Origin of the sequence: Nitrobacter sp. 62-23 (assembly GCF_001897285.1) — a bacterium.
Taxonomy (GTDB): Bacteria; Pseudomonadota; Alphaproteobacteria; order Rhizobiales; family Xanthobacteraceae; genus Nitrobacter.
Genome location: NZ_MKSM01000128.1, coordinates 1 through 15,027, shown reverse-complemented (window position 1 = coordinate 15,027; position 15,027 = coordinate 1). Strand labels below are relative to the sequence as shown.

General features: G+C 61.7%; 12 protein-coding genes and 1 tRNA gene. 10 read left to right on the top strand and 3 right to left on the bottom strand.

Translation table 11 applies throughout. The annotated features are described in order from the left end of the window. Positions 1 to 188 precede the first annotated feature (188 nt). The 3 genes from BGO16_RS14845 to BGO16_RS14835 all read left to right on the top strand — a co-directional run bounded on the left by BGO16_RS14845 (position 189) and on the right by BGO16_RS14835 (position 2,692). Positions 189 to 1,751 (top strand): 2-isopropylmalate synthase, encoded by a 1,563-nt coding sequence (locus BGO16_RS14845; RefSeq protein ID WP_292619621.1) that lies wholly within the window; start codon positions 189 to 191, stop codon positions 1,749 to 1,751. Between the two features lie 115 nt (positions 1,752 to 1,866). Then, positions 1,867 to 2,448: a Spy/CpxP family protein refolding chaperone gene (locus BGO16_RS14840; RefSeq protein WP_292619619.1), complete on the top strand. Its 582-nt coding sequence runs from the start codon at positions 1,867 to 1,869 to the stop codon at positions 2,446 to 2,448. A 168-nt stretch (positions 2,449 to 2,616) separates the two neighbouring features. After that, positions 2,617 to 2,692 (top strand) — tRNA-Lys (locus BGO16_RS14835). Between the two features lie 426 nt (positions 2,693 to 3,118). On the opposite strand, the gene BGO16_RS14830 is transcribed toward BGO16_RS14835, so the two are convergent. Continuing rightward, positions 3,119 to 3,547, bottom strand: coding sequence for a DUF202 domain-containing protein (locus tag BGO16_RS14830; protein ID WP_292619617.1), 429 nt, complete (start codon positions 3,545 to 3,547; stop codon positions 3,119 to 3,121). Positions 3,548 to 4,561: 1,014 nt separating this feature from the next. Next, positions 4,562 to 4,897, bottom strand: coding sequence for a hypothetical protein (locus tag BGO16_RS14825; protein WP_292619616.1), 336 nt, complete (start codon positions 4,895 to 4,897; stop codon positions 4,562 to 4,564). A gap of 37 nt (positions 4,898 to 4,934) precedes the next feature. Between BGO16_RS14825 and BGO16_RS14820 the strand changes: the two genes are divergently transcribed. Beyond that, on the top strand, positions 4,935 to 5,387 hold the full coding sequence (locus tag BGO16_RS14820; RefSeq protein WP_292619615.1) for a MaoC family dehydratase: 453 nt from the start codon (positions 4,935 to 4,937) through the stop codon (positions 5,385 to 5,387). After that, a complete protein-coding gene (locus tag BGO16_RS14815) occupies positions 5,384 to 6,259 on the top strand; it encodes a CoA ester lyase (protein ID WP_292619614.1) in 876 nt (291 codons plus the stop codon). Before BGO16_RS14820 ends, BGO16_RS14815 begins: the two co-directional genes overlap by 4 nt. Positions 6,260 to 6,318: 59 nt before the next feature. Here BGO16_RS14815 and BGO16_RS14810 read toward each other — a convergent pair whose 3' ends face one another. Continuing rightward, positions 6,319 to 7,593, bottom strand: a complete 1,275-nt coding sequence (locus BGO16_RS14810) for a serine hydrolase domain-containing protein (RefSeq protein ID WP_292619613.1) — start codon at positions 7,591 to 7,593, stop codon at positions 6,319 to 6,321. Between the two features lie 223 nt (positions 7,594 to 7,816). On the opposite strand from BGO16_RS14810, the gene BGO16_RS14805 reads away from it, so the two are divergent. The 5 genes from BGO16_RS14805 to BGO16_RS14785 all read left to right on the top strand — a co-directional run. Beyond that, positions 7,817 to 9,037 (top strand): FAD-dependent oxidoreductase, encoded by a 1,221-nt coding sequence (locus BGO16_RS14805; protein WP_292619612.1) that lies wholly within the window; start codon positions 7,817 to 7,819, stop codon positions 9,035 to 9,037. 244 nt (positions 9,038 to 9,281) lie between these two features. After that, positions 9,282 to 10,541 (top strand): Glu/Leu/Phe/Val dehydrogenase, encoded by a 1,260-nt coding sequence (locus BGO16_RS14800; protein ID WP_292619611.1) that lies wholly within the window; start codon positions 9,282 to 9,284, stop codon positions 10,539 to 10,541. Between the two features lie 142 nt (positions 10,542 to 10,683). After that, the gene (locus BGO16_RS14795; RefSeq protein WP_292619610.1) at positions 10,684 to 11,385 is read left to right on the top strand and encodes a TetR/AcrR family transcriptional regulator; all 702 of its coding nucleotides are present in this window, start codon (positions 10,684 to 10,686) and stop codon (positions 11,383 to 11,385) included. 1 nt (position 11,386) lies between these two features. Continuing rightward, positions 11,387 to 12,598, top strand: coding sequence for an efflux RND transporter periplasmic adaptor subunit (locus BGO16_RS14790; protein ID WP_292619609.1), 1,212 nt, complete (start codon positions 11,387 to 11,389; stop codon positions 12,596 to 12,598). Between the two features lie 96 nt (positions 12,599 to 12,694). Continuing rightward, on the top strand, positions 12,695 to 15,027 hold a 2,333-nt coding region (locus BGO16_RS14785; RefSeq protein WP_292619608.1), incomplete at its 3' end, for an efflux RND transporter permease subunit.

The window sequence follows — 15,027 nt, the reverse complement described above, 5'->3', positions numbered from 1 at the left end:
GGCGTTAGCCGTTGGGCCCGAAGCGATTCCGGCTGCGTCCTTGCCCACCCTGCTGATCGGCGGGCTTCTGCTTCTTATCGGCCCCTGAGCGCCGGCCGGGCAATTGTTGCCTGGGCACTCAGGGGAACCGCCGAAGCCACAGACCCCCTTCGAGCGCGCGCCGCGCGCATGGACCAGAGGAATTTCCCATGAATACAGCGAACAAGTCCGACAAGGACCGCGTCATCATATTCGACACCACCTTGCGCGACGGCGAGCAATGCCCCGGCGCCACCATGACCTTCGAGGAGAAGCTCGAGGTTGCCGAGATGCTCGACGAAATGGGTGTCGACGTCATCGAGGCCGGCTTTCCGATCGCTTCGGTCGGTGACTTCGAGGCAGTGGCGGAGATCGCCAGGAACGCCAGGAACGCAATGATCGCGGGTCTGGCCCGCGCCATTCCCGCCGACATCGCCCGTGCCGGCGAGGCGGTGCGCCACGCGCGGCGTGGCCGCATCCACACTTTCGTTTCCACCTCGCCGATCCATCTGGCGCATCAGATGCGCAAGAGCGAAGCCGATGTGCTGGAGATCATCACCGCGACGGTGACGCAGGCCCGTAACCTGGTCGAGAACGTCGAATGGTCGGCGATGGATGCGACCCGCACCCCGATCGACTATCTCTGCAAGTGCGTGGAGACCGCGATCGCGGCCGGCGCCACCACCATCAACCTGCCGGACACCGTCGGCTATGCGGTGCCGGATGAGTACCGGCGAATGTTCAGGACCATTCGGGAGAGGGTGCCGAACGCCGACAAGGCGATCTTCTCGGTGCATTGCCATGACGATCTGGGGCTCGCCGTCGCCAACTCGCTGGCCGGCGTCGAGGGCGGCGCGCGGCAGGTGGAATCCACCATCAACGGCATCGGCGAGCGGGCGGGCAATGCCGCGCTGGAAGAGGTCGTGATGGCGATCAAGACGCGCGCCGACGTCATGCCGTACTGGTGCAACGTCGAGAGCACGATGCTGACGCGCGCTTCCAAGCTGGTGTCGGCGGCGACCTCGTTCCCGGTGCAGTACAACAAGGCGATCGTCGGCCGCAACGCATTCGCGCACGAGAGCGGCATTCATCAGGACGGCATGCTGAAGAATGCGCAGACCTACGAGATCATGACCCCGGAGAGCGTCGGCGTGAAGCAGACCTCGCTGGTGATGGGTAAGCATTCCGGCCGCCATGCCTTCCAGCACAAGCTGGAGGAACTAGGCTACAAGCTGGCCGAGAACCAGTTGCAGGATGCGTTCGTGCGCTTCAAGGCGCTGGCCGACCGCAAGAAGGACATCTACGACGAGGACATCGTCGCGCTGGTCGACGAGGAAATGGCGGTGTCGCACGATCGCATCAAGCTGGCGTCGCTGACGGTGATCGCCGGTACCCATGGTCCGCAGCGCGCGACCATGAAACTCACGGTCGATGGCCAGACCCGGATCGAGGAAGCCGAGGGCAACGGCCCGGTGGACGCTGTGTTCAACTGCATCAAGAGGCTGGTGCCGCATGAGGCCAAGCTGGAACTCTATCAGGTTCATGCGGTGACCCACGGCACCGACGCGCAGGCGGAAGTGTCGGTGCGTCTCAGCCAGGACGGCCGCGCGATGACTTCGCGCGCCGCCGATCCGGATACGCTGGTGGCGTCGGCCAAGGCCTATCTCGGCGCGCTCAACAAGATCGTGATGAAGCACCGGCGCGATCTGCCGGCGGCAGCCGCGGCGAGCTGATCTCTTCGGTTGTGTCAGATTACATCTTCGTAAGAGAGAACATTCTTGCGAAGATGTAATTTGCGTGGCGCCTCTCGCACCCTCATCTTCATGGGAGTTTGCAAAGGAGACTCCCATGAAGAAGGTCATTCTCGCCGGCGTCGCAGCCCTCGCCATTGCCGGTTCGACCGCGGTGTATGCCCACCAGCATCGTGCCTGGTCGCATGACCACTCGCGGTTCAGCCCGCAGGATAGGGCGGCTTTCGCCGATTCGAGAATCGCCGCGATCCACGCCGGCCTCACCCTGACGCCGGATCAGGAGAAGCTGTGGCCGCCAGTGGAAAAGGCTATTCGCGATTTCGCCAAGCTTCGGATCGATCGGGCCAACGCCCGGATGGAGGCTAGGAAAGAGAGCAAGAGCGAGTCCGGGACTGAAGCGAAGAATGGCGCGCAGAAACAGGCGCCTGTCGATCAGGTCGCACGGCTGCGCGAGCGCGCAGATCGCATGGCCGAGACGGCGGCCGCTTTGAAGAAAATCGCCGACGCCGCCGATCCGCTTTACAAGACCCTCGACGACGGCCAGAAGCGGCGCCTGATGGTTCTTACCCGCATGGAGCGTGGCCTCGGTATGGGAGGCGGATGGCGCCACCATCGCTTCGATCGCGGCGGTGATCGGGATCGCGACCGTGGCGGCTCCGAGCAGCCAGGGCGGCTCTGACAGCCGGCCGCGAGAGGTCCCGGGATACGAGGAAGCCGCCGGATCCGGCGGTTTTTTCGTGGTTGGCGAAATGCCGCGGCCGCAGCGGGAAACAGCCGCCGCTCTGCTGGACATCGGGAGTTCGCTTTGCTACACGAACCCCGTTCCGCAAGGAAGTTTCGACGGTTCGGGCGATTAGCTCAGTTGGTAGAGCAGCTGACTCTTAATCAGCGGGTCGTAGGTTCGAGCCCTACATCGCCCACCACCAAAATCAAAAACTTAGCTTCATCAGACCGCAAACCGCTGGACCGTTTTGTTGTCAATTTGAAGAGTTTGTGCTCCTTCTATACACGGCATGGAGCTTTTGATCACGGCCTCCGCCAGTTCAAGCCGACCGCTCAGGTCATGCCGATCCAGAATTTCTTGCACTGTCTTGAGGTTGTGGCCGGTGATCGACGCGATCTCCGGGACCTGGTCTTAGTTGCAACCATGTCTGTTTGGACACGCAGCTCGTCATCGCCTCTCCCAATCAATGGGCCGGACAATCAATTATGAAGCGGTGAAGCGGAATGCGTTCCGGGATCAGGGAATTGTGGTCGCCAAGATGACGATCACAGGCTCAACGAGTTCGAGCGCCAGTTTTTGCGGAACGTCGGCCGCAAGCTGTTCGGCGCGCTGACGCGCTAACCGCTCAATATAGCGCGACATAAGCGCCCAAAGCTGCGGCGATCAAGGCCAGCGACAATATGAGTTCGACCCGGATGCTGGTCGCTTGATGGATATCGTCGGATTCGATTAAGCGGCTGGTCCGGACGAAGCGCCAGGCTGCCATCGCGATCAAGGTAATGCCGAGGAAGATAAGCGCGGTCCCATCGTATCGTCCGAGCGCGCTGTGCTGGACTTCTATGGACTTGCCCGCCGGGAAGTCGGCGCTGGCAAGGGTTCTCAGGAACAGGTTGAACTTATCGATCACAAACCCGAATGCGATCGTTGCGATGCCAGTTCGAACCCATGCCAGGAAGGTTCTTTCGTTCGCCGCGTGGTCGCTGAATCTCGGTATCATTCGGTGTTCTCTGACAGTTTGAGTGCGCCGCGGGTTCGATTTGTAGTCGCCAGACACTAACGTGAGGTGGAATAGTCCGGTAGCTCGCTAGGCTCATAATCAAGAGGGACGCGGGTTCGAATCTCGCATTTGACGGACGGGTTAGCTTAAGCTCCCGACGTCTTTTTCAATTATATAGCCTCGCGTCGTGCTAACAATATTTCTGGGGCCACTATGGCTCCCATCTTGGGAGCCGCGCGAAGCAGTCCAGTGCACAAGCGCGAATGCTGCGATACGAGGTGCCGGGCGAATCGGGCGGGCTGAGGGAAATGTCGGTGCCGTGGCGCTCAGTCATACAGGCGATCCGGTCAGCGGTGAATTTGCGGATTCTATCGTGTTGAAGGCGTTTGATGAGTGCCGGATGATTTGAGTGAATTGTGACGGGAAGTCTGATGGTCATTTCTTCGCCAATGTCGTAGGTTCATTCATGAGCGATCCGGACATAGTTCCGGCGATGGCGCGCGTTGGCCGGCTTGAAGAGAATTGCCCAATGCGGAAGACGTTGATTGCTGCGGCTCTGTTCGGGTTCACCGCTTGGGCGATCGTCACGTTTGCTATGATGGTCTCGAAGTGGACCAGCCAAGTGCAGGGCAAGTCAGCATCCAGCGTCAGTCGCGCTGACCATAAGTGACGGCCCAACGCCGGAGCCTGATGAAGCGGCGTGACTTGGAGATAATCCCGTTTTGATAATCGCGGAGCAGCAGCGCCTGAGATGGCCGATAGTCTGCGCTGAGGCAGGTAGGGACATTCCGTTGTCCAAGATACCCATTTCAATGCCTTCGACATCTTGTTCGACGTGAAGCTTGCCCCGCTATCCGGCGGGCTTTTTGTCGCATCGTGCCGAGGAACACGTCGCCGCCTCGTGGATTGTACCTACAGGACTGGCCGCACCCCCTCGGCTTGTCTTACCCCAACCCGCCGGCGCACCCCCTCGTCGGCGGGTTTTGGTGTCGGTGCCGCTTTCGTCATCCCGTCAGTCCTTCCTGGCGAGCCTGCAAGCTGGAACCGGTGGATGCCCGGATCGGCGAAGCCTTATTCCACCGTGCGGTGCGGATCGATTCTGCGCTTGACCCATTGTCCGAGGACATAGAACGCGACAAATATCACTGTAGCGATCGCTGCGATGGCGAAATCGGAGTACTTGCCCTTGAGTGCCGAGGCGAGAATGTAGACGGCGGCGAGCCCGACGCCAAAGACAGCTAGCGAGGCAATTTCGGCGGTTATTTTTTTTGTCAATTGAGTCTCCGCATAGGCCGACCAGTTGCTGATGACGGGAATTAGAGCATAAAAAGAGCGAATATCGAGCCCGTTTTTGATTTGCAGGTCATTCCATTCCTGGACGGAATCAATCGGCCTGACCTTAATCATTTTCAGGTATCTATCTGCTGCGGGAGAGGAGCCGGAAATGGCGGGTCTATATTTCGAGCAGTTTTCCGTTGGGCAAACCTTCGTTCATGAAATCCGGCGAACGGTCACAGACATGGACAATATTCTGTTCTCGTCGCTGACCTGTAATCCCGCGCCGGTGCATATCGATCACGAATATGCCAGGTCAACCGAATTCGGAAAACCGCTGATGAACTCGATCTTCACGCTTGGTCTTATCATCGGCCTTTCGGTGCAGGATACGACGTTGGGGACCACGGTCGGAAACCTCGGCATGGAGGAAACCAGATTTCTGCATCCGGTGTTCGCCGGCGATACATTGCGTGCGGAATCGAAGGTGGTTGCGGTTCGCGCCAGCAAGTCGCGTCTGGGGCAGGGTATCGTCACACTGGAGCACCGCGGCTTCAACCAGCGGGACGAGGAGGTGGTGTTCTGCCGCCGCAACGCGCTGATGATGGGGAAGCCGGCATGAAGTTGCGCTCGCTTCTGTTCGTCCCGGCCGACAGCGATTGCAAGTTCGCGAAGGCCGCCATCTGCGGCGCGGACGCCCTGATCCTCGATCTGGAGGACTCTGTTGCGCTCTCCCGCAAGGCGTTCGCGCGGGATGCGGTGAGGGACCGCGTAAGCGGGGCGCATGACTGGACGTTTCTGGTGCGCATCAACCCGTTCGAAACGGAGCTGGCGCTGGAGGATCTTGCCGCGGTCGTCCGTCCGGGGCTCGACGGCATCGTGATTCCGAAGGTGGACGGCTATCACGACGTCGAGCGGATTTCACGCTACATTGATGACCTTGAGGCCGCTGCCAGCGTGGCCCCCGGGCATGTGAAATTGCTGGTCATTGCAACCGAGACTCCGGCGGCGATGCTGGGCCTCGCCGGTTATGCCACATCACGCGCAACGCTAGGCTCGAGGCTGGTGGCCATGACATGGGGCGCGGAAGACCTCAGCGCCGCGCTCGGCGCCTTGACCAATAAAGAGCCGAACGGCGAGTGGACTTTCCCTTATCAACTCGCGCGCGCCCAATGCCTTTTCGCCGCCGGTGCGGCGGGCGTGGTTGCGCTTGAAACGCTCTATGCTGATTACAGGGATCATGAGGGCCTTGCCGAGAGTTGCCGGATCGCGCGCCGCGACGGATTTTCCGGGCGTCTTGCGATACATCCGGATCAGGTCGCGATCATCAACGCCTGCTTCACGCCGTCGGAAGCCGACCTCGCTCATGCGCGACGGGTGGTTGCGGCCTTCGCCTGTCAACCCGATGCCGGCACGGTGGGCCTCGACGGCAGGATGTATGATCGTCCGCATCTCGTCGCAGCGAAGCGCACGTTGGCCTCGGTGGGCGAATGATGATGAACAAACGCAGGCAGGGAAACGTTTGATCCGCCACGTTTCGAAGAGGAAGCAGGTCAAAGGTTGCTGTCTTTGATGGCGGCATAAACCATGGTGCGAAGCTCGCGCCGGACTGGATAAGCGGTCGAAGGTATCACCTGTGTCATGAAGATTGTGATCAACTCTTCCGCCGGATCGATCCAGAACGACGTCGTCGCAGCGCCGCCCCAGGCGTATTCTCCGGGGCTTCCGGCGATCAGCGTCTTTGCAGGGTTCATGGTGACGGAGAACCCGAGGCCGAAACCGACGCCGCTGTAGGTTGTTTCGGCAAACATCGATCGCGACATGTCCGTCAGATCGCGGTTGCCGGGCAGATGATTGGCCGTCATCAGCGCCAGTGTTTTCGGCCCGATCAGCCTCACGCCGTCGAGCGCACCGCCGTTGAGCAGCGCACGGCAGAAGGTGAGGTAGTCGGCTGCTGTCGAGCACAGACCGCCGCCGCCGGAGATGAAAGAGGGCGGCGAGAGGTAGGGGCTTGTCGCCGGATCGTCCTGCAACGTCAGGCCGCCTTTTGCACTTGGCGAATTAGCCGACATCATGCCGGCCGCGGTCGCATTGTAGCAGGCCGCCAGCCGATGCGCCTTTTCGGCGGGAACGAAGAAGTCGGTGTCGGCCATGCCCAGCGGATCGAAAATGCGGTCCTTGAGAAACCGCTCGAACGGAACGCCGCTGATCTTGCCGATGAGATATCCGATCACGTCGGTGGAGACCGAGTAATTCCAGGCATCGCCGGGCGAGAACTCCAGCGGGATTTTGGCGAGGTCCGCGATCATCGTATCGATCGTGCCGGCGAGTTCGATCGTGCCGATCTGCCGGTCGCGGTAGGCTGCGTCGACATTACTGCGCTGCTGGAAGCCGTAGGTCAGCCCGGACGTATGACGAAGCAGGTCGACGATCTGCATGGGCCGTGCCGGCGGCCGGGTGACGAAAGCGGGCGCGACGCCTGCCTGGAACACGCCGAGGTTTTTCCACTCGGGAATATACCTGTGAACCGGTTCGTCGAGCGCAACAAGACCTTGCTCCACCAGCATCATGAAAGCGACGGACGTGATCGGCTTGGTCATCGAATAGATGCGAAAGATCGTGTCGTCGTTCAGCGGCACCTTGCGTTCGACATCGGCAAGGCCCTGCACGGAGCTATGCGCGATATGTCCGCGCCGGGACACCACAAGCTGCGTGCCAGGAAATCTGCCCGCGTCGATGTATCGCCGCTTCAGATGGTCATCGATCCGATCAAGCGCGGCCCTGGACATGCCGGCGGCTTCAGGCGAGGCGGGAGCGAAGGCGGGCATCTGGCGTCACTCCGATGATGTCGGATCGGGCGGCCGCGGATTCCGCGCAGCGTCCGGTGGCGGTTGGTGTGTTACTTAAATCGCAGATGCGAAGGGGTGGCAATCGCCGTCAGGCCATGCAAAGAAAACGTCGCGCGCAGGATGCTCCCGCGCCGCAAAGATCATGTTTTCCGGAGGTCATATGACAGGCGATCAGACAGTCTCGATCGGGCCGGTTTGACGAATGGCGGACCAACCGGTTCTGATCGTAGGCGCGGGCCACGCGGGTTTTCAACTCGCGGTGTCGCTGCGCCAGGCGGGTTACGAGGGACCCGTCGGGCTGATCAATGACGAGTCGCATCTGCCCTATCAGCGGCCGCCGCTGTCGAAAGCCTATCTGAAGGGCGGCGGCAGCCCGGACTCGGTGATGTTCAGGCCGGAGAAATTCTATCATGACCAGCGCATCGAACTGATCGCGGACCGGGCCGTCGCCATCGACCGTGGCGCGCGCCAGCTTGTCTGCGCGTCAGGCGTATCCCGCGCTTACAGGCATCTCGTGCTGGCGACCGGTGCACGCAATCGGCTGCTGGATATTCCCAACGCCGGCCTGGAAAATGTTCTCTATCTGCGCACGCTCGACGAAAGCGAGGCGCTGCGGCAACGCTTCGAAATTGGCGGGCGGGTGGTCGTTGTCGGCGCGGGCTTCGTCGGCCTCGAATTCGCGGCGACGGCGCGGGCGAAGGGTCTTGAGGTCGATGTGGTGGAACTCGCGCCGCGCGTCATGGCGCGCGCGGTCACGCCGGAGATTTCGGAGTTTTTTCAGCGTCGCCACGGCGAGGCGGGAATCCGGCTTCATTTCGGCGTGCAGGCCACGAGCATCACCAGCGAGGAGGGTCGCGTGACCGGCGTGACCTTGAGCGACGGCAGGCCGATCGCGGCTGATTTCGTGGTGGTCGGCGTCGGCGTGCTGCCCAATGTCGAACTGGCGGCCGAGGCGGGCCTGCCGGTCGCTTCCGGCGTTATCGTCGACGACAATCTGCTCACCGCCGATCCGGACATTTCGGCGATCGGCGACTGTGCGCTGTTTGCGAGCGTGCGTTTTGGCGCACCGCTCCGGCTCGAATCCGTGCAGAACGCAACCGATCAGGCGCGCTGCGTGGCGGCGCGGTTGACCGGCGACGCAAAGAGCTATGACGGTTTGCCGTGGTTCTGGAGCGATCAGGGGCCGGACAAGCTGCAGATCGCGGGCCTCACCACGGGCTATGATCAGGTCGTGGTGCGCGGCGACGCCGGGCAGGGATCGTTCTCCGCGTTCTGTTACAAGGACGGTCGCCTGATCGGAATCGAATCCGTCAATCGCGCGTCGGATCACGTTTTCGGCCGCCGCATTCTCGCGGTGAACGGTTCGATCCCGCCTGAGCAGGCCGCCGACACCGGCTTCGATCTGAAGCAGGCGCTTGCCTGAGCTTCCCTTATAGGTTCAGTTGAACGATACGCGGCGCCTGCCGAGCGCGTCGCCATCAATCCCGGATGAGCAGACATCGATGTCACGGGCCTTTGCGCGGGTTGCGCTTGAGCGTCGGATGCATCGCCTCGCCCGCATCACTATATCGTAGAGACACCACCGGTGTTCGGTCTGGCAAGCCCATCCGTTGGAAGGGAGCTGAACGCGCGCGGTGGCGGAGGCTGGATCACGGAAGGAGGGAGCGATGACGGTTTATGCCGGCCCGGTCTTCGACATGGCGGCTCGGCAGTTCGAGGTGATCGCCGATCACCTGTCGATCCCGATGGACGAGCGCGAACGCATCCTGATGCCGAAGCGGGCGATCACGGTGTCCTGCCCGATCCACCGCGATGACGGGTCGATCGCGGTTTTCGAGGGATACCGCGTCCAGCATCATCTGACGCTCGGTCCCACCAAAGGCGGGACCCGCTTCGCGCCGGGCGTGGATATCGGCGAGGTGGCTGCGCTCGCCATCTGGATGAGCTGGAAATGTGCACTGGTCGGGTTGCCCTATGGTGGAGCCAAGGGCGGCGTCAGGGTCGATCCCCGATCGATTTCGATACGCGAACTGGAAGGTTTGTCGCGCCGCTACATGCAGGAGATGATCCCGTTCGTCGGGCCGCACACCGACGTGATGGCGCCGGACATGGGCACCAACGAACAGGTAATGGCATGGTTCATGGACACGTATTCCATGTATCAAGGCCGCACCGTCCCCGAGATTGTCACCGGCAAGCCGGTGAGTTCGGGCGGTACGCTCGGTCGCCGCGAAGCCACCGGCCGCGGCGTCGCCCATCTCGCCCGCCGCGTGATGAGCGACCTGGGCATCGCGGCCGGCGGCGCAACCGCGGTCGTTCAGGGTTTCGGCAACGTCGGCTCCCATGCCGCGCTCGAGCTTCACAATTCCGGCATCAAGGTCATCGCGGTCAGCGATCACACTGACGCGCTTTATGACCGGAAAGGGCTGGATATTCCTGCGCTGGCGCGCCACGCTGCAACTCACGGCGGCATTGCCGGCTATTCCAGCGAACTTCACTATGATCCGGCGGCGATCCTGACGCTGCCGTGCGATGTGCTCGTTCCAGCCGCCATCGAGCGCGTGATCGATGCGCATGTCGCCGAGAATCTGAAATGCCACGTGCTGGCCGAGGGCGCCAACGGGCCGACGACGCCGGAGGCCGATCTGGTACTGGGGAAGCGCCAGCACGAGATTTTCGTGATTCCCGACATTCTCTGCAATTCCGGCGGCGTCGTGGTCAGTTATTTCGAATGGGTGCAGGACCTGCAGCAACTGTTCTGGGAAGAAGAGGAAGTCGTGCGCCGCGAATACCAAACCCTGGATCGGGCGTTCGACCAGATGGTCAGCCGCGCGAAAAAGGACCGCATCCCGCATCGCACCGCGGCAATGGCGATTGGCGTCGAGAAGGTGCGGGCCGGCAAGATCACGCGGGGGCTTTTTCCGTGAGGGACTGAAGGTCCCGAAACAGCCGCGGCCGCGCATTATCCCCGCCTTCGTGCGGATTTACCTCAGTCTTTAGTCGAATCTGGAATGATGCAACGCAGCATTTTCTTGACTTTCGGCAAAGTGAGTATTTACTCACGTCGCCATGAGCAACCTGCGGATGACCGGCGATCTTCGCCGCGAACTGATCTTGAGCGCCGCGAAGCAGTGCTTTGCGCGTTACGGATTCGCGGGCACGACCACCAGGAGCGTGGCCGCCGCCGCCTCGATCTCCGAAGCATTGCTGTTCAAGCACTTCCCCAGCAAGTCGGCGCTCTATGCCGAAATCCTGGCTGAAGCCTGCCAAGCCGATCCGGCGCTGCACCGCCTGCTCGATCGCGAACCATCGACGGAAACGCTGGTCGTCCTCATCCGCGGCATGGTGGAGCATTTCCTGAATGCTTCGGCCTTTCCGGATCAGCAGGAGGCGCAGCGCTTGCGCCTGATGATCTCGAGTCAACTCGACGACGGCGAATTTGCTCGCCTTCTGTATGAAAAAATCCGGGATCTGATCGGACAGGCCTTTGCGGCGTCGCTTGAGCGTGCGATCGCCGCGGGAGATGCCGTGCCGGTCGGGCGCGATCCGCTCAACCTGTTCTGGTTTGCCCATCATACGGTTCTCATGATGGTTCTAACCAAGCTTCCTTCGGTCCCGACCCTGACCTATGGGGCCGCGCCCGATCTGGAACGGCAGATTTGTGAATTCATTCTTCGTGGTGTCGGTCTGAACGCAGCGGCAATTGCCTTGCATCTGAACCGGGAACCTGTATGCAACGCCGCCCAAACGCCGGCCGCAGAAAGTGCATGACATGACGGTAACAAGGGAAGGCAGCGCTAGCGACAAGGCTCGTGTTTCGACACAAGACCTGGACGAGAAGTCTCGCGCGCGTCCGATACGCTTGAAGCGCTGGTTCATCATTATCGGCTTGCTGCTTACGCTGCTTGTCGGCGCGCTGGTCGGCTTCAACGCCTTCCGTGCGCAAAAGATCAAGGAGTTTTTCGCCAGCAACAAGCCGCCGCCCGTGACGATCAGCGCGGTCGAGGCGAAATCCGAAGTCCTGCCGAACCTGCAACGGGCCGTGGGCAGTCTGGCTGCGGTGCATCAGGTCAACGTCACGTCCGATGTCAGCGGCCGCATCACCGATATCCTGTTCACCGCCGGTAGTCGCGTGACAAAGGGTACGCCGCTGGTACAGTTGTTCGATCAGCCGGACCAGGGCGATCTTGCCAATTACAAGGCGCAGGCCACCGTCGCCAGACTCGCTCTGGAGCGGGCGCAACAGCTCGCGGCGCGGCAGGTCGGCCCGCAGGTCACGGTGGATCAGGCGCAGGCCGCGTTCGACCAGGCCAATGCCGGCATCGCCAAGACCGAGGCGATCATTTCGCAGAAACTGGTGCGTGCTCCGTTCGACGGCGTGCTCGGCGTCCGTCAGGTGGAGGTGGGGCAATTTCTCACCGCAGGGACGCAGATCGTCTCGCTGACCGATCTGTCGACGCTGTTTGCGAACTTCACCGTCACCGAAAAGGACAGCGGCCGGCTCAAAGTCGGCCAGACCGCGCGGGTTTCGGTCGACGCCTATCCGGGCAAGCAGTTCGACGGCAAGATCACCACTATCGAACCGCAGATCGCGACCGACACCCGCAACATCCGCGTCCAGGCGACCATCAACAACCCCGGCGATATCCTCAAACCCGGCATGTTCGCGGAAGTAACCGTGGTGCTGCCCGACAAGCCGGCGGTCGTCACTGTGCCGGAAACCGCGGTCGAATACTCGCTGTATGGCGACTCCGTGTTTCTCATCAAGGAGCATAAGGACGATGACGGCAAGACCAGCCTGACCGCCGAGCAGACCTTCGTGCGCACCGGAGACCGGATCAACGGGCGCGCGGTGATCGAGAAGGGGCTGAAGCCCGGCGATAAGGTGGCTGCGGTCGGCCAGCTCAAGCTGCAGTCGGGCGCCGCCGTCGAAATCTCCAAGGATCCGCTGCCGCCGATTCCGGAGAAGCCGCCGCTGAATTGATTGCGCTCGGGACCGCCGCAGGCGACCCGCATCGATCGAACGTCTCGCGGTCCTGCTCCGGTCAGTGGAGCGGATCCGCGTCAAGGGAGCGCCTGCATGGCATTCACCGATATCTTCATCAAGCGGCCGGTCCTGTCGGTCGTCGTCAGCCTGCTGATCCTGCTGATCGGCCTGGCGTCCGCCTACAATTTGCCGATCCGCCAGTACCCGAAGTTGTCCAACACCGTGATCACGGTCACGACGACCTATCCGGGCGCGTCTCCGGAATTGATGCAGGGCTTTATCACCACGCCGATCGAACAGGCGGTCGCGTCGGCCGAGGGCGTCGACTACATCACCTCCGCCTCGACCCAGAGCCAGAGCCAGATCAAGGTCTTCGTCAAATTGAACTTCGATCCGAACGCGGCGCTCACGGAGGTGCTGTCGAAGGTCAATTCGGTGAAGTACCTGATACCGAAGGAAGCCAACGATCCGGTGATCGTGAAGTCCACCGGCGAGACCACGGCGGTGATGTATATCGGCTTCTCGAGCGACGAACTGTCCGGATCGGCGATTTCCGATTACCTGACGCGCGTGGTGCAGCCGATCCTTTCAACCGTGGACGGCGTGGCCTCCGCCGACATCCTGGGCGGCCAGACCTTCGCGATGCGGGTCTGGCTCGATCCGCTGAAGATGGCTGGGCGCAACGTGACCACCACGGAGGTCGCCTTAGCGATCGCGGCCAACAACTTCCAGGCGGCAGCCGGCCAGACCAAGGGATTCTACACGATCTCCAACGTCTCGACCAATACCGACCTGCAGAGCGTCGAGCAGTTCAAGCGCATGACGGTGAAGGCCAAGGACGGCGGCTTCGTGCGCATGGAGGACATCGCCCAGATCGAGCTTGCCGCGCAGAGCACGGATGCCAGCGTCGCCTTCAGCGGCCAGCGCGCGATCTTCATCGGCGTCCAGGCGACTCCGCAGGGTAACCCGCTGAACATCGTTTCGGGCGTGCGCGCGCTGTTCCCGGACATCGAGCGGAATCTTCCGCCCTCGATGAAGATGAAGGTGGCCTACGATTCAACCAAGTTCATCACCTCTTCGATTCACGAGGTGCAGAAGACCTTGATCGAGGCGGTCATCATCGTCATCATCGTGATCTTCCTGTTCCTCGCCTCGTTGCGCTCGGTCATCATTCCGGTGGTGACGATCCCGCTGTCGCTGATCGGCGTTTGCGCGTTGATGATGGCGGCGGGATTCAGCTTAAATTTGCTGACGCTGCTTGCGATGGTGCTGGCCATCGGACTGGTGGTCGATGACGCCATCGTGGTGGTGGAAAACATCCACCGCCATCTGGAGGAGGGCAAGACACCGGTTCAGGCGTCGTTGCAGGGCGCGCGCGAAATCGTCGGCCCGGTCATCTCGATGACGATCACGCTGGCTGCCGTCTATGCGCCGATCGGTTTTCTCGGCGGCCTTACCGGCGCGCTGTTCCGCGAATTCGCCTTCACGCTGGCGGGGGCGGTGATCGTCTCCGGCGTGATCGCGCTGACGCTGTCGCCGATGATGTGCTCGGTGCTGCTCAAGCACGGCAACCAGAGCTGGTTCACCGTCAAGGTCGACAAGATCTTCACCTCGGTCACGCATTGGTACGGCCGCAAACTGGATCGTTCGCTCGATTACCGGCCGATCACGGCGCTGTTCGCGGTGACGATTCTCGGACTCGTCGGCTTCCTCTACATGAACACGTCGAAAGAACTGGCGCCGGAGGAGGATCAGGGCATCGTCTTCGCGGTCATCAAGGGACCGAAATACGCCAACCTCGACTATATGGATTTTTACGGTGAGAAGCTCGACAAGGCGTTTGCGAGCTTTCCCGAGACCGACCTGCGCTTTATGATCAATGGCACCGCCGGCATCAACAACGGCATCGCCGGCATGTTGCTGAAGCCGTGGGACGAGCGCAAGCGCAGCGCGATGGATCTCAAGCCGCTGGTGCAGGCCGACATCAGCAAGGTCGAAGGTGTGAATGCCTTTGCCTTTAACCGGCCGCCGCTGCCGGGCGGCCCGGGTGGCCTGCCGGTGCAGGTCGTACTTTACACCACGGCCGGCTTTCAGGCGGTCTACGACGAGATGAAAAAACTCAAGGACGCGGCGCGCAAGAGCGGTCTATTCATCGTCACCGACAGCGATCTCGACTACAACCAGCCGGTGGTGCGCGTCACCATCGACCGGACCAAGGCGAACGACCTCGGCGTCAACATGCAGCAGATCGGCGCGACGCTGGCGACGCTGCTCGGCGGCAACTACGTGAACCGCTTCAATCTCCAGGGACGTTCCTATCAGGTCATCCCGCAGGTGCCGCGCGGCCTTCGCCTGTCGCCGGAATCGCTCGACGGCTACTATGTGCCGAGCAATACCGGCCAGCAGATTCCGCTGTCCACGCTGGT